Below are 23,500 nucleotides of genomic sequence, written 5' to 3'. Positions count from 1 at the left end.
GCTTGCCGGCGATGGCGTCCGTGAGATCGCCATCGCCGGCAAGCCGTGCTCCTACAGCATCTGCGCAAGCCCTCGATCTCGATCCCCCGAAACCGGAACCGACTCCTACGGCGATTGGGTTTTTTACCAGTCGATCGAGTAGCTCATGCTCAACGTACGGCCTTCGGCGTTGGCGAACGGCGCTTTGGCGTTGGCCTGGGCGAACAGGTTGACGTAGGTACGGTCGGTCAGGTTGTACACCCCACCTTCGAGACGCCCGACCGGCAATCGCACCGAGCCCAGCAGGTCCACCAGCGTATAGCCCTTGATGTCGCGCCCGTTGTTGTCCTTGGCGGCGGCGTCGTAGCTGGCCAGGCGCATGCCTTGCAAGCGCAGGGTGTAGTCATCTTCGGTGTAGCCGACGAACAGCGTGGTCTTGGCCGGTGAGATGCGTGTCGCCGGCAGGTCGATCCATTTGCCGTTCTGCTCGGTCTCGCCTTTGGCCCACGCGTATGTGCCCCCCACCGACCAGTGATCGGTCGCGCGGTAGGTCAGGCTGTTTTCGATGCCGCGCACCCGTTCCTTCTGGTTGATCAGGCGCAGGACGCGATCATTGGCATCGTAGAACTGGGTCACGTCCGAGGTGTTTTCATACACGGTGACGTCGGCCTGCCACTGGTCCCAGTTACCGCGCCAGCCCAACTCGTAGCTGTCGACCTTGATGGCCTGGGCGTTGAGGCTCTGGATGTCGAAAGTGCTGTTGACGTCACGCAAGAAGCGCTGGATATCCGGCAGCGAAAAACCCTGGCTGTAATTGGCGAAGAGGTCCTGATTTTCACTCAGGTGATAGACCGCACCGAGGTTATAGAGCGTGGCGTCATATTTGAGGGTGTCGCCGGGCAGGGTGGCGCGGACACCGGTCTGGACGATCTGACCGTAGGCGATGCTGTCGGCGACCTCACTTTCGATCCACTCGCGACGCACACCGCCACGCAAGGTCCAGTCGCCAACGTCCCAGGACATTTGCCCGAACAGCGCCTTGGTGGTGGTTTCGAGATCCGGGCCCATCTCGTAGGTGGTGCCGGTCTTGGTGTAAGTCAGCCCTTTGAGGGTGTACTGGTCGCCACGTTGGCGCGAGCGCTCGTGATCGTAGTCGGCGCCCCAGACCAGATTGCCCGTAGCGCTGCCGATGGCCGGCAACGGCGTGTCGATGGCCGCGCGCAAGCCGTAGACATCCTGCACGCTGTTGTTGTCGGCGATCCCGGCCTTGCCCCGCGACAGGTCCGGGAAGAACAGCGCGTCGGCCCGGCGCCAGTAGCTTTCCAGTTGCAGGCCCTGACCGTAGAAGTCCTTGTCGGTGTAGTTGAGGTTGACCGCCTGGTTATGGGTGTAGGGCTGGTCGTCGAGTTTCAGCCCTTTGACCGCTACGGCTTGCTGCAGGTTTTTCGGGTCTTTGGTGAAGTCCGTGTCTTGCTGGTCCTTGTAGTCCTGCAGCGACAGGCTGAGTTTTTTATCGGCATCCAGTTCATAACCGAAACGACCTTGCAGGTCATAGGTTTCGGTGTCCATGTTGCTGCCCTGAGAGGTGTCCTGAGGGATGCGCTTGCCGTTGCCATCAAACTGATCGTTGCGCTGGGTCAGGTCGGCGGAGACGTACCAGTCCAGCGCGTCCTTGCGCCCGGTCGCACTCTGGAAAGCTTCATAGGCGAAACCTTTGCTGTTGAGGTTGTTGCCGCTGGTCAGGCCCAGTTTGCTGCTGTAGGCAATGTCCTGGCCCTGATTGCGCTTGGTGATGATGTTGATGATGCCGCCCGAAGCGCCGGCACCGTAGATGCTGCTGGCGCCGGAAATCACTTCGATGCGCTCGATGCTGGCCGGCGCGATGCTGTTGAGCTGGCGGAAGTTGTCGCGCGTAGCGTTCTGCGATACGCCGTCGATCAACACCAGCATGTTGCGCCCGCGCAGGGTCTGGCCGAAGTTGCTCATCCCGCCGCTGGACGGCGCAAGACCGGGCACCAATTGCCCAAGAATGTCGGAGACCCGGCGACCCGCGCCGCTTTGCTCGCGGACTTGCTGTTCGTCGATGACCTGGACCGAGCCTGGAATCGAGGCGATGCTCGCCTCGCTACGAGTTGCGGAGACGACGGTGGCTTGCATGTTCAGGGTGCCGGGTTGCTGCTCGGCCTCCTCGGCCCAGGTTTGGGCGCTGAAGGAGCCAAGCAGCGGAATCAACAGAGAAAGTTTGGTTCGGGTCATGACGTGGTCTTTTTTTAGTTTTGATAAGTGTGGGTGGATAAGGGTGTTGGGCCGGGTGTGGAGGTGAAGGACCGCACCCAGCGAATTCCGATGGCGGCCAGCGCATAAGTCAGCGCCACCAGCCAGAAACTGTGCGCCAGCCCGACCAGCCCCATGCCGATCCCGCCGAGTACGGCACCGAGCAAGGCGCCAGCCTTGGCCGCGCTGTTACCGAGGCCGAGGGCAAAACCCTGTTGGCTTGAAGCAACGGTGTTGGCGATCAGTGCATAGGCGACCGGCAGCAGGGCGCCTTGCCAGACACCCCAGACCAGCCGGCTGACGAGGAACCCCAGCCATTCGTTGGCCAGTGCCGTGGCCGCCAGTGTCAGGGCGCACAGCCAGGCGACGCCCTCGATGACGCGCAAGGTGTAGGCCGGTTGCCAGCGGTCGAACAGGCGTCCCCACAGCGGGGCGGAAATGGCCAGGGTCGCGGCGCTCGCCGCATAAGTGGCGCCGATCAGCCAGCTCGGTGCGTGCAGAATCTCGGCGACGTACAGCGCATAGAACGGCTGCGGCATCATCTTCGCGGCCTGAATCAACACGATCACCAGCAAAATTCCACCGAGCCAGCCTTTGGGCAGGGCCACTGGCGCGACTGGTTTTTTCGTCGAGGCCCGGGCCTTGTCGGCCGGCAGGAAAAAACTCCCCAGTGCGCACAGCAGGCAAATCGCCGTCGCGCCATAACAGAGCAGGGCGAATCCCGAGATATCCATCAACCAGCCGCCCAGCACCGGGCCGATCAGCGAGCCGACGGCGGTCGCCGATTGCAGGCGGGCCAGGGTGTGGCCGCGCCGGGAACTGTCGCAGCAGGCCAGGGCATAGGCTTGCGCGGCGGCGAGAAACCCGGCCAATGCGCCTTGCATCACGCGAATGCCCACCAGCAGCCACGGGTCGACGGTGATGGCCGCCAACCCTTGGCACAACGCCAATGCCAGCAACGCCCGAACGATCATCGGCTTGTGCCCGGTGCGATCACCCAACTGGCCCCACACGGGAGTCAGGAGCATGGCGGCGAGCATCGGGCCGGCATAGACCAGCGCCGATAACAGCGCGGTGTAGCCGGCGCCCTCTGGCCCGAGCAGATGGCGGATCTGCAAGGGCCAGAACGGGCCGCTCATTTCCATGGCACCCATGGAGACCAACTGGATGACGATCAGCAGTCGCAACGCGCGACTGTCAGCGAGCATGGGCGCTGGATCGCAGTGGGTTGCTCAAGCGTCCGACGATGTCGGCGTGGCTGTCGTGCAAGCGCATGCGCATGAACGATTTGGCCGGCCAGTCCTGTTCCAGCAAGGCCGCGCGCTCGCTGTCCCAGCGTGCCGGTTCGACGTGTTCGCGCAAGGCGTCGAAGCACTCTGCAACGTGCGCTGCCAATCGCTCCCACAGGAGGTTTTCCGATACGTTCCAGTGACGGGCGCAGAGCAACGTCAGCTCGCCGAGGTGGCACATGAACGTGGTGTGCAGGAGTTTGTCGCGGACAAAACCGGACTCGTCGTACAGGGTCATTTTCGGATCGTGCAGCTGGATATCCAGACCCTTGGCATGCAGGGTCTTGCGATCGATGCGGATGTCGCCGAAGTCACGCAGTAACAGCCGATTCAACTGCCCGTCAGCGCCCATCACCATGAAGCTGTTTTGCTGGTGCGCTTCGAACGCCACGCCATACATCAGGTAAATGCCCAACAGGCTCGGTACGGCAATCGACAGGTAGTCATCGAAGAACGCCAGCATGGCCTCGCTGTCGTCACGGCCCTGAGCCAGGCGTACCCAATCGCGCAGCAACGGTTGTTCGAATTCGTTGACGGCGAACAGGCTGCCGACCGGTATCGCCAACTCGCCTGCTTGCAGCAGGGTCAGCGGGTTGTCGCGGTACAGCACGGCGGCATGCCGGGACAGTTCGTCATTGGCCGGTTGTGGCGCGTAATGCACGCCGATGCGCTCCGGCACGATGTTCAGCAGACGCTGAATCTGCGGCTCCTGATCGAGAATATCCAGCAACAGCTGACTGATGCGCGGCCCCATCCGGGCCGAGCGCGGCGACACGGTGCGCTGCACGCTGGTCAGGCGCAAGGCCACCGGCAACTTGACCATCGGCGCAACGCGACTGGCCTCCGGTACGACCGTGCGGAACGACATGGTCGGATGGCCAGTGAAGGCCACGATGTCGGTGACGATCAGCAGGTTGTCGGCGATTTCGTTGGCGAACGATTTTGGCAGCTCTTCATCGGCTTGCCATGGGTGCGACGGGAGCGGGAGGTAGTCCGTTACTTCCAGGCCCAGTTGCTGCAAATGGCGCTGTAATTGTTCGGCGGCCTGCGGGAAGTGACCTTGCCACCACTCCCAGTAATCGGCGCTGCCGGCCAGCGTTTCGACGTGGGCGTATTGGCGGTGCAGGGCGCACAGCACAACAGGGAAGCTCGCTTCGAACTCCGGCGAGAAAGCGATGACCTGAGTGGCGCTCAAGCCCAGTTTGGTCTTGTAGTTGGGGTGCCACGGATGGCCGAGCGTGCCCCACTGTTCGAGCAACGACGTCGGGTTCCGCTGACCGGGGCTGGTTTTGAGCCAGGCGAGCAGGTTGTCGTCGTGTTCGGTGCCGATCTGCTCTCTCAGACGTTCGGTCCATCCATGGTGGAACGCCAGGCACAGGGTGTCGTTGCTGTAGCTGTCATCCAGCTCGCGGGCCAGACGTTCCAGTACTTGCGGGGAGGCGGGCGGGTTCAGCTGGGTGGAGAGATGGGCGAGCAGTTCGCTGGGCAGCTGGATCTTGTGCGGCAGTGCGTCGGGGGTGTGCAGGACGATGCTGCCGCGCACATCCCAACTGTTCATCCTGCCGCCGGACAGATGATCGAAGCACAGGTGTGCGCCGTTGCCCAGCGGCAACCAGCAGCGGCGGTTGTCATCGTATTCGCAGGTGTCGGGGTTGATCAGGTCTTCACGAAACAGCGCCTGGATCAGGCGTTGAAAACAGCGCTGGGCGGCGGGTTCCAGCGCATTGCTCAAATGATCGAGGGTGATGCGGTGGGACTGGAAAGCCTGGGTGCCAAGGGCTTCGCTCCAGTGTGCGAGCAGTTGCTGCTGTTGTTGCGTGTAGGCGCGCATCAGGTCCGACTCCTTCTGGACAGTTGTTTAGCTGAATGCGCGCTGAGAATACCGTCTAAAAATAATAATGCAAATGATAGTAATTCCTACTTGTGGTGTGGGAAAGCTCCTATTCAGAGGCCGGCTTAGTCTTTGCTCAAGACGATGTAGTGCTCACCGACCTTCTGCGCATAGCCCTCCACCACGTGCTGACACAACGCCACGATCTCCTCGACCCATTCCGCGCCGACCCGCCATGACACCACCACTTGCAGGTTGGGCGGGCGTTGGTCGATGGCCAGCAAGGTCAATTCGCCCCGGGCCAGTTCTTCACTGACCAGCACCGGCGGCAAGGCTCCAATGCCGAAACCGTCACGCAGCAATCGGGTAATCGCCGACACCGAGTTCACACAATTGAGCTTTGGCGCGAGTACGCCATTGGCCTGCATCAGGCTGAGCACGTCCTGATGCGGGTGAGAGTTTTTCGAGTAGGTGATGATCCGTTCACGGGCCAGTTCAGCGACGCTCGCATAGTTGCGGTTGTAGATCGAATGGCTGGCGACGATCCAGCCCATCGGGTGGCTGGCCAGTTCCAGGCTGCGCACGCTTTCCTGGCGCAGCAGGTCAGTTTGCAGAATCAGGTCGAGAAAACCTTTTTGCAGCTGATCGCAGAGATTCAGCGAGGTATCGGCGACCAACTCGATTTCTACCAGCGGATAGTGATCGGTCATTTGCGCCACCAGCGGGCTGAGCCAGGTGTGAATGACCGTGTCCATCACGCCGATGCGAACCCGTCCGACCTTGCTTGAGCGGGTTTCCAGCGACTGCTTGAGCGCTTGCATGGTGTCGATCATTTGCTCGGCGTAATCGAGCACCTTCACGCCTTCGGGCGTCAGCTTCACGCCGCGTGAATCACGCAGGAACAGCTTCACCCCAAGCTCGCTTTCAAGCACCGCGATGCGGCTGGAAATCGAGGCCTGGGTGGTGAAGAGCTTGTCGGCAGTCAGGCGAAAGCTTTTCAGCCGGGCGACCCAAACGAAGGTTTCGAGAAATTTGAGGTTCATGCGATCAACTTTTTCTTATGCCTTGGCAGGGTTTTTATTAGTTGGACGAGCAGGGCGCCGTCGTCGAAAAATGCGCCGAACCCACGATAGGCGTCGTCGGTGTTCAGAACAATACCAATAAAATTCAGTTGGAGATTTGCCATGAGTGCGCCCGACACGCTCGATGTCGCCAAACCCAAGATCGAGAGCCGCCCCGGCCCGTTCGACTGGTACCGCAACATCAATCAGCAGGAACGCCGAACCTTCTGGAGCTGCAAGGTCGGCTATGGCCTGGACGGCATGGACACCCAAATGCTGAGCTTTGTGGTGCCGACACTGATCGCCATGTGGGGCATCACCACTGGCCAAGCGGGGCTGATCCACACCAGCACGCTGATCGCTTCGGCGATTGGCGGTTGGGTCGCCGGGATTCTCTCTGACCGCATCGGTCGCGTGCGCACCTTGCAACTGACGGTGCTGTGGTTCGCCTTCTTCACCTTCCTCTGCGGGTTCGCGCAAAACTACGAACAACTGTTGATTGCCCGAACCTTGATGGGCTTCGGTTTCGGTGGCGAATGGACCGCCGGCGCGGTACTGATGGGCGAGGTGATCCGCGCCAAGGACCGCGGCAAGGCGGTGGGCATGGTGCAATCCGGTTGGGCCCTGGGCTGGGGCCTGACGGCGATTCTCTATGCGCTGCTGTTCTCGGTCCTGCCGCCGGAGGATGCCTGGCGTGCGCTGTTCATCCTCGGCATTGTGCCGGCAATTTTCGTGATCTTCGTCCGCCGGTTGGTCAAGGACCCGGAAATCTACCGCCAGGCCAAGGCCCGGCAGGAACCGAGCAACCCGTCGAAGTTCTACGAGATCTTCGCCCCCGGCATGCTCAGCACCACGCTTCGCGCATCCTTGCTGACCACTGGCGCCCTGGGCGGTTACTACGCGATCACTTCCTGGCTGCCGACCTTCCTGAAAAACGAGCGCGGACTGAGCGTGCTCGGCACCGGCGGTTATCTGGCGATGGTGATTCTCGGGTCTTACGCTGGCTATGTGATCAGCGCCTACCTGACCGACATTCTGGGTCGCAAGAAGAACTTCATTCTGTTCGCGGTCGGCTCGTTCACCATTGTGCTGCTCTACACCCAACTGCCGGTCAGCAACGGCGTGATGCTCTGGCTGGGTTTTCCGCTGGGGTTCTTCGCCTCGGGGATTTTCAGTGGCATGGGCGCGTTTCTCACCGAGCTGTTTCCAACGCGGATTCGCGGTTCGGGCCAGGGCTTTTGCTACAACATTGGCCGGGCACTGGCGGCGCTGTTTCCGCTGCTGATCGGTTTGCTCAGCCAGAAAGTACCGCTGAGTGTCGGAATCGGCGCGTTTGCGGCGGTGTCCTACGGTGTAGTGATCCTGGCGGCGTTGAGCCTGCCGGAAACCCGTGGCAAGCAACTCGACGCGCAGTAACTGATAATCTGGAGACCGCTCGAACGTCCCCGGTTAAAACGATAAAACCCTCAGGAGTACTCACCGTGAGCCGCCTGCTATTGAACTGCGATATCGGCGAAAGCTTTGGTCACTGGACCATGGGGCTGGATGCCGAAGTGATGCCGTACATCGATTGCGCCAACATTGCCTGCGGTTTCCATGCCGGTGACCCGAGCATCATGCGCAAGACCGTCAGCCTGGCGCTGAGCCATGGCGTGCAGATCGGTGCGCATCCGGCCTATCAGGATCTGGTGGGGTTTGGCCGCCGTTCCATGGCCTACACTGCGCAGGAACTTCAGGATCTGCTGCACTACCAGATCGGTGCGCTGGACGGCATTTGCCGGGCGCAGGGAACTCGCGTCAGTTATGTCAAACCCCACGGTGCGATGTACAACGACATGATGGCCAACCCGGCGCAACTGCGGGCGGTGATTCAGGCTGTCGCGGCGTATGACCCTCAACTGCCGTTGATGCTGATGGCCACCCGTGACAACCACGCGGCTCAACTGATGGGCGACGAGTACGGGGTGACGCTGTGGTTCGAAGCGTTCGCCGACCGCGCCTATGACAGCGCCGGGCATCTGGTTTCGCGGCAGTTGCCGGGTTCGGTGCATCACGATCCCGAGATAATCATTCAACAGGCACTGACCATCGCTCGCGGTGACAACCTTGTCGCCAGCGACGGCAGCGCTTTGCATTTGCAGGCCAACACCCTCTGCGTACACGGCGACAACGCCAGTTCGGTGGCAGCTGTGCAGCGGATCCGTGAAGCGTTGAATCAGCAGAGCGCGCCATGAAGCCACGGGTTGAAGTGGTGGCCATCGATTGCCTGATGGTGCGGCTATTCGATGAAATCGCCGAAGCCAACATGCCGTGGATGCTCGCCGCCAGCGAGCGACTGCGTGCAGGATTCGCCGGGCATTTGATCGATCTGGTACCGTCTTATACAACCCTGATGGTGCATTACGACCTGCTCGCCTTGAGTCCGGCTCAGGCGCGGGAGCTGATCGCCGAAGCCTTGACCGATCTGAGCCCCAACGCACGGGCCAGTGGTCAATGCCATGTGTTGCCGGTCTGGTATGACCTCAGTGTCGGGCCTGAGCTGAGCCTGCTTTCGCAGCGCAGCGGGCTGGCCATGGAGGAGGTGATTCGTCGCCACAGCGAGCGTGAGTATCAAGTGTTCGCGCTGGGGTTTGCGCCGGGGTTTGCCTTTATGGGACTGGTTGAAGAAGTGCTGGCCGCGCCCCGATTGAATACCCCGCGCAAGCGCGTGGCGGCCGGCAGCGTGGGGATTGCCGAGCGGCAGACCGCGGCTTATCCGGTGGTGTCGCCGGGTGGCTGGAACCTGATCGGTCGCACCCCGGCCAAACTGTTTGACCGCGAATGTGAGGGCTACAGCCTGATGCAACCGGGCGATACGGTGCGTTTTGCAGCGGTCAGTCATGCCGAATTCGTCAATCTGGGCGGCGACGATACGCCGCTGGAGGTGCTGGCATGAGCCGTTTGACGATCGAAGCCAGCACGCCGTTGTGCCTGCTGCAGGATGCCGGCCGGTTTGGTGTGCGGCATCTGGGCGTGACCCAGGGCGGTGCGGCGGATTGGCTGTCGATGTCCTGGGCCAACTGGCTGCTGGGCAATTCGCTGGAGGCCGCGGTGATTGAAGTCACCCTCGGCGGTTTGACCCTGGAGGCGCGAGACGATTGTTGTCTGGCGCTGGCGGGGGCGGACCTCGGTGCGCTACTCGACGGCCAGCCGCTGGCGCCGTGGCGCAGTTTTCAGCTGAAAAAAGGCCAGCGTTTGCAATTTACCCAACCGGTGCACGGTGCCCGCGCCTATCTGGCGGCGCCTGGCGGTTTCAACGCGCCCAAGGTGTTGGGCAGTTGTGCGACGGTGGTGCGTGAGGAACTCGGTGGTCTCGACGGTTTTGGCCGCCCCCTGGCACGCGCTGCCGAATTGGGTTATTCGGGGCCGGCGCAGGCTCTGCGGGAGGTACCGCGCGCGCAGCGACCGGACTTCACGCTGAATCAGCCGCTGGATCTGGTGCTCGGTGCGCAACATGGCGAGTTCAGCGGGCAAAGCCTGTTCGACGCCTTCAACCGTGTCTGGACCCTCGACAGTCGTGCCGACCGCATGGGCATCCGTTTGCTGGGGACGGCGTTGCAGTACCAAGGCAAACCGATGATTTCCGAAGGCATCCCGCTGGGCGCGGTTCAAGTGCCACCGGACGGGCAGCCGATCGTGCTGCTCAATGATCGGCAGACCATTGGCGGTTATCCACGGTTAGGCGCGTTGACGCCGTTGGCGTTGGCACGACTGGCGCAGTGTTTGCCGGGGCAGCAGATTCGATTGGCGCCGATGGTGCAGGAAACGGCGCATCGGCAGCAGGTCGAGTATTTGCGCAGGTTTCTTTAAGCACAGCCGAGCATTGTGGCGAGGGGGCTTGCCCCCGTTGGGTCGCAAAGCGACCCTAAAACCTGTGGCGTGGTTCTATCGGGTAAACGCATGCAGCCGATTTGCGACTGCTGCGCAGCCGAACGGGGCGCTGCGGCGTTCCGACAAGCCCCCTCGCCACAGAGAACGCAGTTATTTGGAGAGAAATCGCATCCCTTCTTCCAGCCCGCGCAAGGTTAGCGGGAACATCTGGTCCTCGATCAGATCGCGCACGATCTTGGTCGAGGAGGTGTAGCCCCAGGTGTCTTTCGGGTACGGATTGATCCAGATGAGCTTCTTGTACTTCTCCATGAAGCGCTGCATCCACACGTAACCGGCTTCTTCGTTCCAGTGCTCGACGCTGCCGCCGGCCTGGGTGATTTCGTAAGGCGCCATGGCGGCATCGCCGACGAAGATCACTTTGTAGTCGGCGCCGTACTTATGCAGCAGGTCCATGGTGGCCGTGCGTTCCGAGCCACGGCGCATGTTGTTCTTCCACACCGATTCATAAATGAAGTTGTGGAAGTAGAAGTACTCCAGGTGCTTGAACTCGGTCTTGCAGGCCGAGAACAGCTCCTCGCAGATCTTCACATGGGCGTCCATCGAGCCGCCGATGTCGAACAGCAGCAACAGCTTGATGTTGTTGCGGCGTTCCGGGCGCATTTGAATATTCAGCAACCCTGCGTCACGCGCGGTGTGGTCGATGGTGCCGTCGATGTCCAGCTCGTCCGCCGCACCCTGGCGGGCGAATTTGCGTAGCCTGCGCAGCGCCACCTTGATGTTGCGCGTGCCCAACTCGACCTGATCGTCGAGGTTCTTGTACTCGCGCTGGTCCCAGACCTTGACCGCTTTGCCCTGGCGTTTTCCGGCATCGCCGACCCGGATGCCTTCCGGGTTGAAACCGCCGGAACCGAACGGGCTGGTACCACCGGTGCCGATCCACTTGTTGCCGCCGGCATGACGTTCTTTCTGTTCTTCGAGACGCTTCTTGAATTCTTCGATCAGCTTGTCGAGGCCACCGAGGGACTGGATCTGCGCGCGTTCTTCATCGGTCAGCGAACGTTCGAATTCCTTGCGCAACCAGTCTTCGGGAATCAGCGCCTGAAGGTGATCGTCGAGTTTTTCCAGGCCATTGAAGTAGGCACTGAACGCTCGGTCAAACTTGTCGAAATGCCGTTCGTCCTTCACCAGAATCGCCCGCGACAAGTAATAAAACTCGTCCATGTCGGCGAAGGTCACGCGCTGTTTCAGCGCGTTGATCAGGTCCAGCAACTCACGCACCGAGACCGGTACCTTGGCTGCACGCATTTCATTGAACAGGTTGAGCAGCATGGCTTTCGCCCTTGATCTTGTAAGAAGAGTATCAGCGGGTGCCGCGACGGCTCATGAACGCCAGACGCTCAAGCAACTGCACGTCCTGTTCGTTCTTCACCAGGGCGCCGGCCAGTGGCGGGATGGCCTTGGTCGGATCGCGTTCGCGCAGTACCGCTTCGCCGATGTTGTCGGCCATCAGCAATTTGAGCCAGTCGACCAGTTCGGACGTCGATGGCTTCTTCTTCAGGCCAGGGACCTTGCGCACATCGAAGAACACGTCCAGCGCCTCGCTGACCAGGTCTTTCTTGATGTCCGGGTAGTGCACGTCGACGATTTTTTGCAGGGTGACGCGGTCCGGGAAGGCGATGTAGTGGAAGAAGCAACGGCGCAGGAAGGCGTCCGGCAGCTCTTTCTCGTTGTTGGAGGTAATGATGATGATCGGACGCTGCTTGGCCTTGATGGTCTCGTCGATCTCGTAAACGTAGAACTCCATCTTGTCGAGTTCTTGCAGCAGGTCGTTCGGGAACTCGATGTCGGCCTTGTCGATTTCATCGATCAGCAGAATCACCCGCTCTTCGGACTCAAAGGCCTCCCACAGCTTGCCCTTTTTCAGGTAGTTGCGGATGTCATGGACCTTGTCCACACCCAACTGCGAGTCACGCAGGCGGCTGACCGCGTCGTACTCGTACAGGCCCTGGTGAGCCTTGGTGGTGGACTTGATGTGCCAGGTGATCAAGCGTGCACCGAAGGATTCGGCCAGTTGCTCGGCGAGCATGGTCTTGCCGGTGCCGGGTTCGCCCTTGACCAGCAAGGGCCGCTCCAGGGTGATGGCGGCGTTGACCGCCAGCTTCAGGTCATCGGTGGCGACATATGCGCGGGTGCCTTCGAACTTCATCGGTAATTCCTCGAACGGTAACGCCGATCTGCGCCGGGCAGGGCGGGCGAAATAAAAGTATGCCCGACTATAACGCGGCGCCCGGTCGACTGTGAACGCAGACGGCTTATTCAGTCTCTGAATGGGGCGTCACATGGTGACTCGGTCAGTTCCACGATTGCCTGCATATGCAGGCCACTCACGCGTCGCGACTGGACGCACGAGGGGTGCGAGGCATACCCTTGAAGGCTTCTCCAACGCTGTACAAGGACCCAGCCATGAGCCGCATTTTTGCTGATAACGCGCATTCCATTGGCAATACGCCATTGGTTCAGATCAACCGCATTGCGCCTCGCGGCGTGACCATTCTGGCGAAGATTGAAGGGCGCAATCCGGGCTATTCAGTCAAATGCCGGATCGGCGCGAACATGATCTGGGATGCCGAAAGCAGCGGCAAACTCAAGCCGGGCATGACCATCATCGAACCGACCTCCGGCAACACTGGCATCGGCCTGGCGTTCGTCGCCGCCGCGCGTGGCTACAAGCTGATGCTGACCATGCCAGCGTCGATGAGCATCGAACGGCGCAAGGTGCTCAAGGCCCTGGGCGCCGAACTGGTACTGACCGAGCCGGCCAAAGGTATGAACGGTGCCATTGCAAAGGCTACCGAGATTCTGGCCAGTGATCCGGCCCGCTACTACATGCCGCAGCAGTTCGAGAACCCGGCCAACCCGGCGATCCACGAAAAAACCACCGGTCCGGAAATCTGGAACGACACCGACGGCGCCATTGATGTGTTGGTTGCGGGAGTCGGCACGGGCGGGACCATCACCGGTATTTCGCGCTATATCAAGAACACCAAGGGCAAGCCGATTCTGTCGGTGGCGGTAGAGCCGCTGGTCTCGCCGGTGATTACCCAGGCCATGGCCGGTGAGGAAATCAAGCCAAGCCCGCACAAGATCCAGGGCATCGGTGCTGGTTTTGTGCCGAAAAACCTTGATCTGTCGATGGTTGACCGGGTCGAGCTGGTCAGCGATGAAGAATCCAAGGCCATGGCCCTGCGCCTGATGCAGGAGGAGGGGATTCTCTCCGGGATTTCCTGCGGTGCGGCCATGGCGGTTGCCGTGCGTCTGGCCGAAACCCCGGAAATGCAGGGCAAGACCATCGTGGTGATCCTGCCGGACTCTGGTGAGCGTTATCTGTCGAGCATGTTGTTCAGCGATTTGTTTACTGAGCAAGAGTTGCAGCAGTAACGTCTGTGTTGACGTTGTGGCGAGGGAGCTTGCTCGCGCTGGAGTGCGAAGCACTCCTTAACCCTGCGGGAGTGTTTCGTCAGACTGATGTCACAAGTAAATAAACCTTGTCACGGTTGCTTCCCTACGTCGAGGTAGCAACCGCAATCATTAATCAGGTTCACAATCTTTTGTGAGGTTGTGATGCTATGCATCCTGCGCTGCGATTCGACAGCATGAGTTCCCCCTCTCTACCAGCAATGCTCCTTTTGGAGCGTTGCCACGTCATTCAGGTAGTCCGGTTAGCCAGATGAGCCAGGTTAAATTGTCACCTTGCAAACCAGTGCGCTCGAAGGTCGTTTTACACAGGGAAAGATAGATAAACGGATAGCCGCCGGCGATGGCCAAGGGGGTCAGAGAAGAATACATTCCCTGGATCAAGGTGCGGGCATTTGTATCGCGTGGTACTTCTCACATCGTGCCAGGAGTGAAAGTCCATTGAGCTCACCACCTGCTTTCGAATGCTGAGTACCACTACCACGTGATGCTTGAGCATGACCGGTCAATCATTGATATTCGTGAGCAGTTCCCCTGCTGCCTGCAGCTGAAACCCATGCAATTGCTTCGAGCTTGAACGTCCGGCCAGCGGTTTACCCTGGGACTTCCGTTTCTCTAGTGCTAACGACCGATTTTCTAATCACGCAGGTGGACAGTACGGGTAAGGAACGACTGGTCGCGAGATCAATGAAGTATGCAAAAGAGATCGAAGACGCCCCGAAAGCCGAGCAGGGCAGATGGCTCAAAAAACTCGGGATTGAGCGACTTTTCTGGGCCAGAAGAGATATCGAGTGGAAGCTGGTTAACTACGAAAGACTTTCGCAAGTCAGAATTAGGAATCTGCTGATTCTTAGAAGCTACGCGCTTATCTCTCCAGCGCTTGTGAGTGAAAAAATATAAGTCGGATGTTAGAGGTTATCTCCACGGCAAGAACAGATGAGATACCGCTGAATACCCTCCTGCTCAAAATCACGAAATCTCTATACATGGAACACATGGGAGTGAAGTGCCTATTTTTCCACCTGATTTGGGTCGGAAGGCTGAGAGTGACCTGAAATCAAAGATTACCGAGCTGTCAAAGCCTTTGCATGTAGAGGTGATGAGCTTGAGTGAATTCTCATCGGTTGAGGATTCCCGTCATGCTTAATTTCACAATCCTAAATGTTGAACTGCCTCTTAATTTTATGATTCGCCGTGAAGATGAACTGAATGATCGAGAAAAAAGCAGTCGTGAGAAGACCTGGAGTTTGATCAAGGATATGGTCGAGGGTAAGTCACCTCTGGATTTTCTGACCGTTAATTTCTGTGCAGATGTAAAAGAACATGCCGAGGTGATGGGCGTTGATAGAAAGCAAATCTATCGGCTGTTGTTTAGGTATTGGAGTATGGGACAGATTAAAAATGCTTTTCTGTGGAATACATCCAGATGCGGTGGAAGGGGTAAACCTAAAAGTAGAGAGTCCGGCATCAACCCTGGGCGCCGACCAACGTATCACGGCGTCAGTCAGTCAGTGAGTGAACAGCATTGCGGCCTTGCCGCGCATTTTTATTCGTGCAGATAAGTGACGTTTAAGAATCGTCTTATGGACTGGGTGCTTGTGCCGGTAAATCATTGATTCACCTGCTGCGGCGAGCCGTGGAACAGGGAAGTTAAATGATTAAATCGCACATCGACTACAGCTAAGGGTAACTTTCATGGTTAAGAATTTCTGTAAATGCACCGCCCTGTGTGGCTCCTCATTGTTGATCCTGATGGCCGCCGCCAGCGCGCGGGCATCGGATGGTCAAGTTGAATTTACTGGTTCGATCAATGACAACGCTTGTACCATCAGCAGCGAAAATGTGAAGAAGTCGGTGGATATGGGGCAGGTCCGCTTGGCTGACTTCGCCAACACGGTCGGCGCCACCGCTGGATCCGTTCCGTTTTCCATCTCGCTGGAAAACTGCAGCAGTGCCACGTTGAAAAATGCGGCGATCACCTTCCGCGGACAGCAGTCGTCTTCAGATCCAACGATCCTGGGCATGACCGGTGCCAATCAGGTAGCGGGAGTCGGCATTCAAATCAACGATGCCCGCACCGGAACCAAGCTACCACTCAACACCGCCAGCACGGATTACGTGTTGCGCCCGCAGTCCAATACCTTCGATTTCACCGCATCCTATGTGCGCCTGGTTGCAGACACAGACGGTGCTGATGGCAAGCCTGGCGTTCGCGGTATCGGTACCGGCCAGGTGAATGCGCTGGCCAGTTTCGATGTGACCTACAAGTAATCATGATATTAACGCCAGGGGTCGAATTCACCAGCGAGTCCTGATGTTAACCGAGGAAAACTTATTATGCGCTTAAAAGTTGCGGCTTTTACGGCTTTGGCGGCGTGTCTTTGGCTTCCCCAACTTCAGGCGGGCGTCAACGTGGGCACCACACGAGTGGTTTACCAAGGTAAAGACAAAGAGGCGAATCTTTCCCTGGCCAACACCGATGATGACTCGCCTTATCTGATTCAGTCCTGGGTAAGTCCCTATGACAATCGCGACGCCAGCGCCGATGAGTTCATTATTACTCCGCCGCTGTTTAGACTCGATGCGAAAAGTCAGAACATTCTGCGGATAATCGCGACCAACGTACAGAGCTTGCCCAACGACAGGGAAAGCCTGTTCTTTGTCAACGTCAAGGCCATCCCGGCGGTGAGCGCCGAGCAGCATAGTCAGAACGTACTGCAGATTGCGTTAAAAACGACTATCAAACTTTTTTATCGTCCGGAAAACTTGAAGGGATCACTGAAGGAAGCTGTTGATCAGCTGGAGTGGAGCGTTGACGATGGCAAGCTGAGTGTTCGTAATCTCTCAGGCTTCAATGTGGTGGTTAGTGAGTTATTGGTCAATAACGCTATTAACAAGGATTTGCCTGAGGTCATTAAGCCTGTTAGTACGCTAAAATCCGTACAAGCACTTAAAGCTGGCGACAAGATTGTACTAAGTTACATAAATGAATACGGCAGCACCGTCAAGACAGATCCCATAAAAGTTCACTAAGCATTAAGTTGTAAGTCTTAAAGAAAGGACTCTCTCATGCCCCCTTTGCGCATGTGTGTCTATGCGCGCCTATCTAAGTATTGGAGTTGTTTTGCCCTGATCACTTCAGGTTTGACAACCACTGCGGTTTACGCTGATTACAGCTTTGATGCTTCATTCCTGGAAATTGGCGGAGGTAACACTTCGGCCGAAGTGGCCGAGCAAGTCAAAACGATGAGCCAGGGGCAACTGCCGGGTATCTATCGAGTCAATGTGACGGTCGATAACCGCATGATCGAACAGCGGGACGTGCGCTTTGTGCGTGAGACGGCTCAGCAGAAACCCACCCTCACCGGGCTGTTTCCTTGTTTGAGCATTGATCAGCTCACGGCATTGGGGGTCGACCCTGCGCGGCTGGCGCATGCCGATATCAGTACCGAACAGTGTGTGTATTTCAATCGTGACCTGGCGGGTGTGACGTACACCTACGACTTCCACAAACAGCGCCTGGATTTGCAGATCCCGCAAGCCTTCGTCGGCAGTGTGCCGTTTGCCACCCGACGCAAACGCTGGAGTGATGGCGAGCAAGTTGCCTTCGCTAACTACAGTTTTTCCGGCAGTCAGTACCAGACGGACTACAACAACCGTCAATCGCAGTTCGGTAGCGTGCGCAGCGGGATTAATACAGGCGCCTGGCGCTTGCGCAATTTCTCGAACTGGCAAAAAAGCACCAACGTCGAAGGCCAGTGGAAGTCGCTGGACACCTATGTCCAGCGTGACATGGGCAACATGATGGCAATCGCCACCATCGGCGAAAGCTCAACCGACAGCGACCTGTTCGACTCCATCTCCTATCGTGGTATCGGCATCGAGTCCGACTTGGACATGCTGCCCGAAGAGTCGCGTAACTTTGCCCCGGTGGTGCGCGGCGTCGCCAATGGCCGTTCGTTGGTGACCCTGCGCCAGCGCGGCTATGTGATCAGTGAACAGTGGGTGCCTTCAGGGCCGTTCGCACTCAAGGACCTGTATTCCACGCCCAGCAACGGCGACATCGAAGTCACGGTTCAGGGCCCCAACGGCGAGCGTCAGGTGTACACGCAATCGTTCTCGTCGGTGCCGTATATGATGCGCGAAGGTCAACAGAGCTATTCGCTGACAGCGGGGCAGTATCGTCCGGCGGACGGCGCCCGTGATCAGGCTAAGCCGGCGTTCGTCCTGGGCACCCTGCGCCGTGGTTTGAGCGACGGCACTACGCTGTTTGGCGGGGCGCTCGTCAGCGATCAATACAAATCCTCACTGTTGGGTTTCGCTCACGATTATGCCGGTTTCGGCGCCATCTCCCTTGATGTGACGCATGCGGTCAGCGACGACCTGGGCCCGGAACGCAAAACCCTGGCCGGGCAGTCATACCGTTTCCGGTATTCCAAGACATTGAGCCTGACCGACACCAACTTCAGCCTGATCGGCTACCGCTACTCCACCAGTGGTTATTACAGTTTCAGTGAGGCGAACAACGCGCGTGCCAACCGGTCCCTGGCCCCCTATGTCGATGAATCGCTATCGAATGGCGAACACTTTTCGCCTTACTTGCAAGGTCATATGAAGAGCAGTTTTACCGCCAATGTGTCGCAGCAATTCGGCAACTACGGCGGCCTGTACGCCAACCTGACCAAGACGGCTTATTGGAACATGGCCAAGAGCAATACGTCGATTCAACTGGGCTACAGCTTCAGTGTGGGGCGCGCTTCTTACAACCTGGGCCTGGCGCAGAATGGCGGCAGTGATGATGACATTCGCAGCCTGTCGTTGAGCGTGAGCCTTCCGCTTGGCGATCCGGGCAGCAGCAGTCGCATCGGCTTGAGCAACAACCAGGACTCCAATGGCAATGCAACGCGCGCAGCCACATTCAGCGGCTCAAGCTTCAAGGATGACGCGCTGTCCTACAGCCTCGGCGTCAACCAGCAGCTGAGTGATGAGGATCGCATATTGGGCGGCTCGGTTGCCGCACGCTACAACGCCGCCAATGCGATCTGGCATGGCTCGTACAACCAAGATCGAAATACTCGGCAAATGGATTACGGCGTCGAGGGCGGCGTGGTCGCCATGCGCGACACCCTGATGTTTACCCAGCCGCTGGGGGAAACCAACATCATCGTTGCCACCCCAGGCGCTGCCGATGTGGGGGTATTGACCCGCAGCGGGGTCAGGACCAACAACAGTGGCTATACGATCATCTCGTCGGCGCAGCCTTACCGGGATAACCGCGTATCGCTCGACACGGATTCATTGTCCGACAACGTCGATATCGCCGGGCTGGTACAGGAAGTCACGCCCAAGCGTGGGGCCTTTGTGATGGCCCGCTTCAAGACCCAAAACGGTCGCCGCCTGTTGGTGACCGTTGAAACGGCGCAGGGGATGGCCGCGCCATTCGCGGCAAACGTCCAGCTCTTCGATTCGACCGGTGCCGTGCTCAGCGAGGCCATGGTTGCCGATAAAGGACGGGTATTTATCACCGGTGTACCGGAGCAGTCTCGATTGGCTATCAAGGTCAACGGTAAGACTTGGTGCCGTCAGGACCTGGACTTGAGTCATTACACCTTGCCTCAAGCCGGCATTGGACAATTCAAGTTGACCTGTAACCCCACTACTGGCGCTAGTGATAATTAAGGAAGCGTACTGATGTACTGTTTTGCGAACCTAAAATATTTAATCAGAAGACGAGTAAGCTGTTTAGTGGTTGCACTATTGTGCGGTGTCGTTGGGCCGTCGGCGAGTGCTTATGTTGATCCCTCCGTAACGTGTTCAGGTAGCCCGGTCTCATCAAGCGTTTTACTCGGGGCGGTACGTCCGGGCACTATGTTTCAATTACCCTTTGCTTCAGGCACCTGTAGAACGGATGGCTGGTACCCGTTGGGCGGCTATTACACCCAGACCCAAAGTCCGGTAAGCCCTAGCGGGAATCTGACATTTATAGTTGTAGCGAAGGATACGAGAGTCGTGGTTCCATCAGACGCCAGTGGGTCACAAACGGCATGCTTCGTGCCGAGCAATTGCCGTGGCGAACTTCTTGAAGGCAGTGTGTTTCCCTATGATTTTTTTGTGGTGTTCAATGCTGAGCGTGCGACAGGTATCTACAGCACTGTCGTTACCGTTTACGGTTATTCGCCCATAGATAATGTTAAGCGTAAGGCCAAGATCGCGGAGGTCACCTATACCTACATCGTCGTAGAACCGGCCTGCTCTATTGGTTCAGCAACCAGTCTGGCGCTTCAGTTCGGTACGCTGTCCCCCAATGATGTTGGCGCCCAACGCACCGCCGATATCACCGTCAACTGCCTGTCTGGCGTCACCGCCAGGGCCAGGCTCGTGCCTACACAAAGCGCGGTCGGTACCGGATTATCTGCAACCAGCCTTGAGGGTTTGTCCATGGCGGCGACCTGGGCCGATAACGGTCAGGCGGTTGACTTCAATGTGACGCGAAGTTTCAGCCTGAGTACCGGTAGTAACCTGATAAGCCTCAACTTTCGCCCCGTGGTTAACGCCGGTGCTTTACCGACCGGAGCGTTCTCCAGCCAATACACACTCAACCTCACTTATCCATGATTCCCGCAGGAGCACACTCATGAAATTACTGGGATCCGCTACCGTCTTACTCGTCGCCGGCATAACCTGCCAGTCCGCCTTTGCAATCACCGATACGGTCACGATCAACGTGAGCGGCACCTTGACACGCCCACCGTGCAACGTGACAAGCAGCAAGACACTGAGCGTCGACTTCGGCAGCTTGCGCTACGACCAAGTAGAGTCCGCCCCAGTCGTTCCAGTGCCCATCACCCTGATATGCCCTGCCAATTCATCCCTGAGTGTTAGTATCAAGGCGTCCGGTGCCGTTTCAGGTTCGACAACCCAGGCCACTACGGACAAAGCCAACCTGGCCTATACACTGACGCTCAGCAGCGACAACTCGGCCGTGGATATCACGGGCGCGAAGCGCACCCTCACCAAGCAAAACGGTAACGTCGACCTGAGCATGAAGGCAAAACTGCTAAAGAACGGCGAGTTGACCGAGGGCAAGTTCAGTGCCTCGACAGTGATCAATATCGAGTACCTGTGAGGTGCCTATGGCGATCAGGCTGACGCTGTGGGGAGCGCTTTTGACCGTTGCGGTGTTGTGTTCGGCTCAAGTGTGCCAGGCGGCGCCAACGGCCCGGCTGGATATCCGCGGAACCTTGATACAGCCGCCTTGCTCAGCCAATTTTCCGTCCACGCAAAACGTTGAAATTCCCAAGGTCAATCTGAACGCTTTGGGTTCTGGAATGACCGACTGGACTGACGTAGCGTTTGATTTTCAATGCACGAAAGGCAGTAAATTGCAATTGCGCTTCACTGCCGGCAACGGCGCCTACGACACCGCTACGTTGCGTACCACGTTGGACAAACTGGGATTGAAAACCCGTCTGAGCGACGTGACAGGCACTGTCCGCGATGTACATTTCAACCTTGGCGAGCAATTTACGTTCTTCGTGGAGGCGACAGCGCTGAATCTCAAACTCTCGGTCAGACCGGTACTCGGCGCACAAGAGTTACCTGCCATTGGTAGCTATAACGCAACCCTGATGATGGAGATCGTCTATCTGTAGCGATGGACGCTCGTTTTGAACCTGATTGTCTGGTCGTTTTGTCCAACAAACTGCCACCTCTTCCCTCCATTAAAGATCGCTACGCCATTGTCGACGTAGATCTTAACTACTTCAGTTAGGGTTATTCACATGGACAGTAAGTACTTGGCGGCGGGAGTGACGCTATTAGTTACCTGAACGAGCCCCGTCAGCGATTCAGCCTCGATTTCTATACGCGCCAGGTTCGCCATACTGCTCAGTTGCCCACGATCAACGTTGGTCACCTCATGGGTAATGATCAGATGGTGTTTGTCGTCGACAGCTGTTTGTACGTTGTAGCTGGCCGTTATGGTGCCTCGGCCGCTCGTGGCCATTGAACGTGCATCTTGGGCTGTGAGGGAGATCTGCTGTTCTGGACTTTCGTGGAGCTGCGTTGCGCCTCGATTTCCTTAATTTTCTGCATCTGCTTTTTCAGTTTTCTATCTTTTCTTTCAGCCGCTCGCCTTGGCCTCGGCCACTTCGGGCGTTGTCCTATCCGCCGAATCCATTGCCGTCAGATATCGATCAATACTCTGCTCGATCTGCTGCATGCGTGCCTTCAGCTTGCCCTGAATAAAATTGCGGTCGCGGTTATTGATGGCTTTGAATTTGCGGCCGTCGATGGCGATGATCAGCTGAGAAAAGAGATTGAGGTTGCGGCAAAGAACTGCAAGCTGGCGGCATACGCTGCGAACGGCTTTGCCGTTGTCTTTGCGAAAGTCGGCAATGGTTTTGAAGTCTGGAGCCAAACGCTTCGCCAGCTTGCCTGCAACAAGACAGAAATGACCCTTGCCAAAAGCCTTATCGGTAAAATCGATAAGACTTGTCGATAATACGGTAAAAAACCGATAAGAAAATGACTTAGACTGCGTACATGGTCACTCACACATATTAGGAAGATTGCCATAACGCATAGGTATCTTGCTGGTTAAACATTTGACCATATGAGCGGACCATTGGGTGGTACGCCAATTCATTCTGGCGACCAGGGGCTAGCAGCTTTTCATTGATCTTGACTGATTTTCATGGATCTCCAAGTTCGCGCTCCATTTCTGAAGGGTATTGAACATCGTTCTGTTTTTCATACTGTAGTGTTTGTACACGGTTCGGTGGGACTTGTTTTTGATGAGATAAGCAGATTTCAGGATGCGCTTTAGCGCGGCTGACTAATTTAGGGTTTTGGCTGATTCTAAATAAAAAGCGCTGGATCACTTCTTGTAAAGGAGTGGCGGCAATGTATATGTTCTTGCCGTTCTTAATCGCTCTGCTGAGCTCCGTTTCTATATTTTTCTGGAAAAAGCGAACTGGCTTCGGAATGTGGGGTGTTATTAATTATCAGTCTCGTGTGGTTTAACTCTCACTCAACTGATCTTCTTGACTTGCACTTTTGAAAGGTGTTAGGGAGTGGGTAATTGCAGTTCGCGGCCTTGATGGGGGAGAGTGCTTCTCAGCTCTCCAAGCTCAGTAGTGGTGATGCGTTAAATATTCTTGGTCTTCTGGGCGTCAGTTTGTCGCTGGTAATTGCATTTTATTACCAGTTGTTTTGGCATGAGCTGCCATGCCCGGTATGCGTGCTACAACGATTGAGTATGATTATCATAGGTTCTGGATTTTTAATGAATGTGCGTTTCGGTGTGCGCTACTAGGGAGTTTGCTAGCCGGAGCTATCGCCTCACGCCAGATGTTTCTGCATGTTCTTCCAGAGGATCCGGGCTATGGGGTGACGCTTTTGGACGCACATTTCTATACGGGGGGGCGTAGTGTCTACCCTTGCACCCATGGGGTTTATCTCGGGGCTTCTACTGCTTAAGAACTGGGAGCAACCATCACCTATCAGGCAACAGGCGCATGTTCTTGGGAAGTTGGCCATGGTCGTATTTATTTTCCTGATAGCTGCAAACCTGGTATCTACAGTCCTGGAGTGTGGCATTGGAGAGTGTGAGACTAATTCCGTGGTTTATCAGCTACTGACAAACTAGTACTGCTCAGGTATGACTTTTCTTCGAGGTGTTAGGTAATGAGCTCAACGCTCGCCGTACTCCAATGACTCGC

At 57.4% G+C, this 23,500-nt stretch carries 21 protein-coding genes and 1 pseudogene; 14 read left to right on the top strand and 8 right to left on the bottom strand.

Going from position 1 to position 23,500, the window contains the following annotated elements:
• Positions 1 to 123 precede the first annotated feature (123 nt).
• The 5 genes from AC3WK5_RS28115 to AC3WK5_RS28095 all read right to left on the bottom strand — a co-directional run bounded on the left by AC3WK5_RS28115 (position 124) and on the right by AC3WK5_RS28095 (position 6,559).
• A complete protein-coding gene (locus AC3WK5_RS28115; protein ID WP_103316227.1) occupies positions 124 to 2,235 on the bottom strand; it encodes a TonB-dependent receptor in 2,112 nt (703 codons plus the stop codon).
• A 14-nt stretch (positions 2,236 to 2,249) separates the two neighbouring features.
• Complete coding sequence (locus AC3WK5_RS28110; protein ID WP_103316228.1) at positions 2,250 to 3,461, bottom strand: MFS transporter; 1,212 nt, start codon at positions 3,459 to 3,461, stop codon at positions 2,250 to 2,252.
• Entirely contained in the window at positions 3,451 to 5,373 is a 1,923-nt protein-coding gene (locus tag AC3WK5_RS28105) for an IucA/IucC family protein (RefSeq protein WP_103316229.1), read from the bottom strand. The genes AC3WK5_RS28110 and AC3WK5_RS28105 overlap by 11 nt, the downstream gene beginning before the upstream one ends.
• Positions 5,374 to 5,498: 125 nt before the next feature.
• Positions 5,499 to 6,416, bottom strand: a complete 918-nt coding sequence (locus tag AC3WK5_RS28100; protein WP_103316230.1) for a LysR family transcriptional regulator — start codon at positions 6,414 to 6,416, stop codon at positions 5,499 to 5,501.
• A complete protein-coding gene (locus tag AC3WK5_RS28095; protein WP_158246521.1) occupies positions 6,413 to 6,559 on the bottom strand; it encodes a hypothetical protein in 147 nt (48 codons plus the stop codon). Before AC3WK5_RS28095 ends, AC3WK5_RS28100 begins: the two co-directional genes overlap by 4 nt.
• Between AC3WK5_RS28095 and AC3WK5_RS28090 the strand changes: the two genes are divergently transcribed.
• The 4 genes from AC3WK5_RS28090 to AC3WK5_RS28075 all read left to right on the top strand — a co-directional run bounded on the left by AC3WK5_RS28090 (position 6,558) and on the right by AC3WK5_RS28075 (position 10,283).
• A complete protein-coding gene (locus tag AC3WK5_RS28090; RefSeq protein ID WP_103316231.1) occupies positions 6,558 to 7,850 on the top strand; it encodes an MFS transporter in 1,293 nt (430 codons plus the stop codon). The two genes, AC3WK5_RS28095 and AC3WK5_RS28090, sit on opposite strands and share 2 nt — an antisense overlap.
• Before the next feature lie 65 nt (positions 7,851 to 7,915).
• Entirely contained in the window at positions 7,916 to 8,668 is a 753-nt protein-coding gene (locus AC3WK5_RS28085) for a 5-oxoprolinase subunit PxpA (protein ID WP_103316232.1), read from the top strand.
• Positions 8,665 to 9,369, top strand: a complete 705-nt coding sequence (locus AC3WK5_RS28080; protein ID WP_103316233.1) for a 5-oxoprolinase subunit B family protein — start codon at positions 8,665 to 8,667, stop codon at positions 9,367 to 9,369. Before AC3WK5_RS28085 ends, AC3WK5_RS28080 begins: the two co-directional genes overlap by 4 nt.
• Positions 9,366 to 10,283 (top strand): 5-oxoprolinase subunit C family protein, encoded by a 918-nt coding sequence (locus AC3WK5_RS28075; protein WP_103316234.1) that lies wholly within the window; start codon positions 9,366 to 9,368, stop codon positions 10,281 to 10,283. The genes AC3WK5_RS28080 and AC3WK5_RS28075 overlap by 4 nt, the downstream gene beginning before the upstream one ends.
• A gap of 171 nt (positions 10,284 to 10,454) precedes the next feature.
• Here AC3WK5_RS28075 and AC3WK5_RS28070 read toward each other — a convergent pair whose 3' ends face one another.
• On the bottom strand, positions 10,455 to 11,633 hold the full coding sequence (locus AC3WK5_RS28070) for a vWA domain-containing protein (protein WP_054596171.1): 1,179 nt from the start codon (positions 11,631 to 11,633) through the stop codon (positions 10,455 to 10,457).
• Positions 11,634 to 11,664: 31 nt separating this feature from the next.
• Complete coding sequence (locus AC3WK5_RS28065; RefSeq protein ID WP_103316235.1) at positions 11,665 to 12,510, bottom strand: AAA family ATPase; 846 nt, start codon at positions 12,508 to 12,510, stop codon at positions 11,665 to 11,667.
• A gap of 257 nt (positions 12,511 to 12,767) precedes the next feature.
• On the opposite strand from AC3WK5_RS28065, the gene cysK reads away from it, so the two are divergent.
• The 9 genes from cysK (at position 12,768) to AC3WK5_RS28020 (ending at position 21,430) form a co-directional block, all read left to right on the top strand.
• Entirely contained in the window at positions 12,768 to 13,742 is a 975-nt protein-coding gene (gene cysK, locus AC3WK5_RS28060) for a cysteine synthase A (RefSeq protein WP_103316236.1), read from the top strand.
• 654 nt (positions 13,743 to 14,396) lie between these two features.
• Positions 14,397 to 14,678: a TnsA endonuclease N-terminal domain-containing protein gene (locus tag AC3WK5_RS28055; RefSeq protein ID WP_306460894.1), complete on the top strand. Its 282-nt coding sequence runs from the start codon at positions 14,397 to 14,399 to the stop codon at positions 14,676 to 14,678.
• A 239-nt stretch (positions 14,679 to 14,917) separates the two neighbouring features.
• The gene (locus tag AC3WK5_RS28050; RefSeq protein WP_103316237.1) at positions 14,918 to 15,340 is read left to right on the top strand and encodes a hypothetical protein; all 423 of its coding nucleotides are present in this window, start codon (positions 14,918 to 14,920) and stop codon (positions 15,338 to 15,340) included.
• Between the two features lie 133 nt (positions 15,341 to 15,473).
• Positions 15,474 to 16,049 carry a fimbrial protein gene (locus AC3WK5_RS28045; protein ID WP_054596174.1) on the top strand — a complete coding sequence of 192 codons (576 nt, stop codon included), beginning with the start codon at positions 15,474 to 15,476 and terminating at the stop codon, positions 16,047 to 16,049.
• Positions 16,050 to 16,115: 66 nt separating this feature from the next.
• Positions 16,116 to 16,811 (top strand): fimbrial biogenesis chaperone, encoded by a 696-nt coding sequence (locus AC3WK5_RS28040; RefSeq protein ID WP_054596175.1) that lies wholly within the window; start codon positions 16,116 to 16,118, stop codon positions 16,809 to 16,811.
• A gap of 36 nt (positions 16,812 to 16,847) precedes the next feature.
• Complete coding sequence (locus AC3WK5_RS28035; protein ID WP_103316238.1) at positions 16,848 to 19,457, top strand: fimbria/pilus outer membrane usher protein; 2,610 nt, start codon at positions 16,848 to 16,850, stop codon at positions 19,455 to 19,457.
• A gap of 330 nt (positions 19,458 to 19,787) precedes the next feature.
• The gene (locus AC3WK5_RS28030) at positions 19,788 to 20,393 is read left to right on the top strand and encodes a fimbrial protein (protein WP_146039810.1); all 606 of its coding nucleotides are present in this window, start codon (positions 19,788 to 19,790) and stop codon (positions 20,391 to 20,393) included.
• A gap of 19 nt (positions 20,394 to 20,412) precedes the next feature.
• A complete protein-coding gene (locus AC3WK5_RS28025) occupies positions 20,413 to 20,904 on the top strand; it encodes a fimbrial protein (RefSeq protein ID WP_054596178.1) in 492 nt (163 codons plus the stop codon).
• Positions 20,905 to 20,911: 7 nt separating this feature from the next.
• A complete protein-coding gene (locus tag AC3WK5_RS28020; protein ID WP_054596179.1) occupies positions 20,912 to 21,430 on the top strand; it encodes a fimbrial protein in 519 nt (172 codons plus the stop codon).
• 185 nt (positions 21,431 to 21,615) lie between these two features.
• Here AC3WK5_RS28020 and AC3WK5_RS28015 read toward each other — a convergent pair.
• Positions 21,616 to 22,209: pseudogene (locus tag AC3WK5_RS28015) on the bottom strand (transposase); the annotation flags it as partial.
• A gap of 651 nt (positions 22,210 to 22,860) precedes the next feature.
• On the opposite strand from AC3WK5_RS28015, the gene AC3WK5_RS28010 reads away from it, so the two are divergent.
• Positions 22,861 to 23,094 (top strand): disulfide bond formation protein B, encoded by a 234-nt coding sequence (locus tag AC3WK5_RS28010; RefSeq protein ID WP_203226128.1) that lies wholly within the window; start codon positions 22,861 to 22,863, stop codon positions 23,092 to 23,094.
• Positions 23,095 to 23,500: the final 406 nt, after the last annotated feature.

Source organism: Pseudomonas sp. FW306-02-D09B (genome assembly GCF_058782685.1).
Note: the sequence above shows the minus strand (reverse complement) of the source record. Positions and strands in the feature narration are given on the sequence as shown.

What these genes read in the sequence shown, in the direction of transcription:
- AC3WK5_RS28115 (WP_103316227.1), bottom strand. Translation starts at nt 2,235, where the DNA reads ATGACCCGAACCAAACTTTCTCTGTTGATTCCGCTGCTTGGCTCCTTC.
- AC3WK5_RS28110 (WP_103316228.1), bottom strand. Translation starts at nt 3,461, where the DNA reads ATGCTCGCTGACAGTCGCGCGTTGCGACTGCTGATCGTCATCCAGTTG.
- AC3WK5_RS28105 (WP_103316229.1), bottom strand. Translation starts at nt 5,373, where the DNA reads ATGCGCGCCTACACGCAACAACAGCAGCAACTGCTCGCACACTGGAGC.
- AC3WK5_RS28100 (WP_103316230.1), bottom strand. Translation starts at nt 6,416, where the DNA reads ATGAACCTCAAATTTCTCGAAACCTTCGTTTGGGTCGCCCGGCTGAAA.
- AC3WK5_RS28090 (WP_103316231.1), top strand. Translation starts at nt 6,558, where the DNA reads ATGAGTGCGCCCGACACGCTCGATGTCGCCAAACCCAAGATCGAGAGC.
- AC3WK5_RS28095 (WP_158246521.1), bottom strand. Translation starts at nt 6,559, where the DNA reads ATGGCAAATCTCCAACTGAATTTTATTGGTATTGTTCTGAACACCGAC.
- AC3WK5_RS28080 (WP_103316233.1), top strand. Translation starts at nt 8,665, where the DNA reads ATGAAGCCACGGGTTGAAGTGGTGGCCATCGATTGCCTGATGGTGCGG.
- AC3WK5_RS28075 (WP_103316234.1), top strand. Translation starts at nt 9,366, where the DNA reads ATGAGCCGTTTGACGATCGAAGCCAGCACGCCGTTGTGCCTGCTGCAG.
- AC3WK5_RS28070 (WP_054596171.1), bottom strand. Translation starts at nt 11,633, where the DNA reads ATGCTGCTCAACCTGTTCAATGAAATGCGTGCAGCCAAGGTACCGGTC.
- AC3WK5_RS28065 (WP_103316235.1), bottom strand. Translation starts at nt 12,510, where the DNA reads ATGAAGTTCGAAGGCACCCGCGCATATGTCGCCACCGATGACCTGAAG.
- cysK (WP_103316236.1), top strand. Translation starts at nt 12,768, where the DNA reads ATGAGCCGCATTTTTGCTGATAACGCGCATTCCATTGGCAATACGCCA.
- AC3WK5_RS28050 (WP_103316237.1), top strand. Translation starts at nt 14,918, where the DNA reads ATGCTTAATTTCACAATCCTAAATGTTGAACTGCCTCTTAATTTTATG.
- AC3WK5_RS28045 (WP_054596174.1), top strand. Translation starts at nt 15,474, where the DNA reads ATGGTTAAGAATTTCTGTAAATGCACCGCCCTGTGTGGCTCCTCATTG.
- AC3WK5_RS28040 (WP_054596175.1), top strand. Translation starts at nt 16,116, where the DNA reads ATGCGCTTAAAAGTTGCGGCTTTTACGGCTTTGGCGGCGTGTCTTTGG.
- AC3WK5_RS28035 (WP_103316238.1), top strand. Translation starts at nt 16,848, where the DNA reads ATGCCCCCTTTGCGCATGTGTGTCTATGCGCGCCTATCTAAGTATTGG.
- AC3WK5_RS28025 (WP_054596178.1), top strand. Translation starts at nt 20,413, where the DNA reads ATGAAATTACTGGGATCCGCTACCGTCTTACTCGTCGCCGGCATAACC.
- AC3WK5_RS28020 (WP_054596179.1), top strand. Translation starts at nt 20,912, where the DNA reads ATGGCGATCAGGCTGACGCTGTGGGGAGCGCTTTTGACCGTTGCGGTG.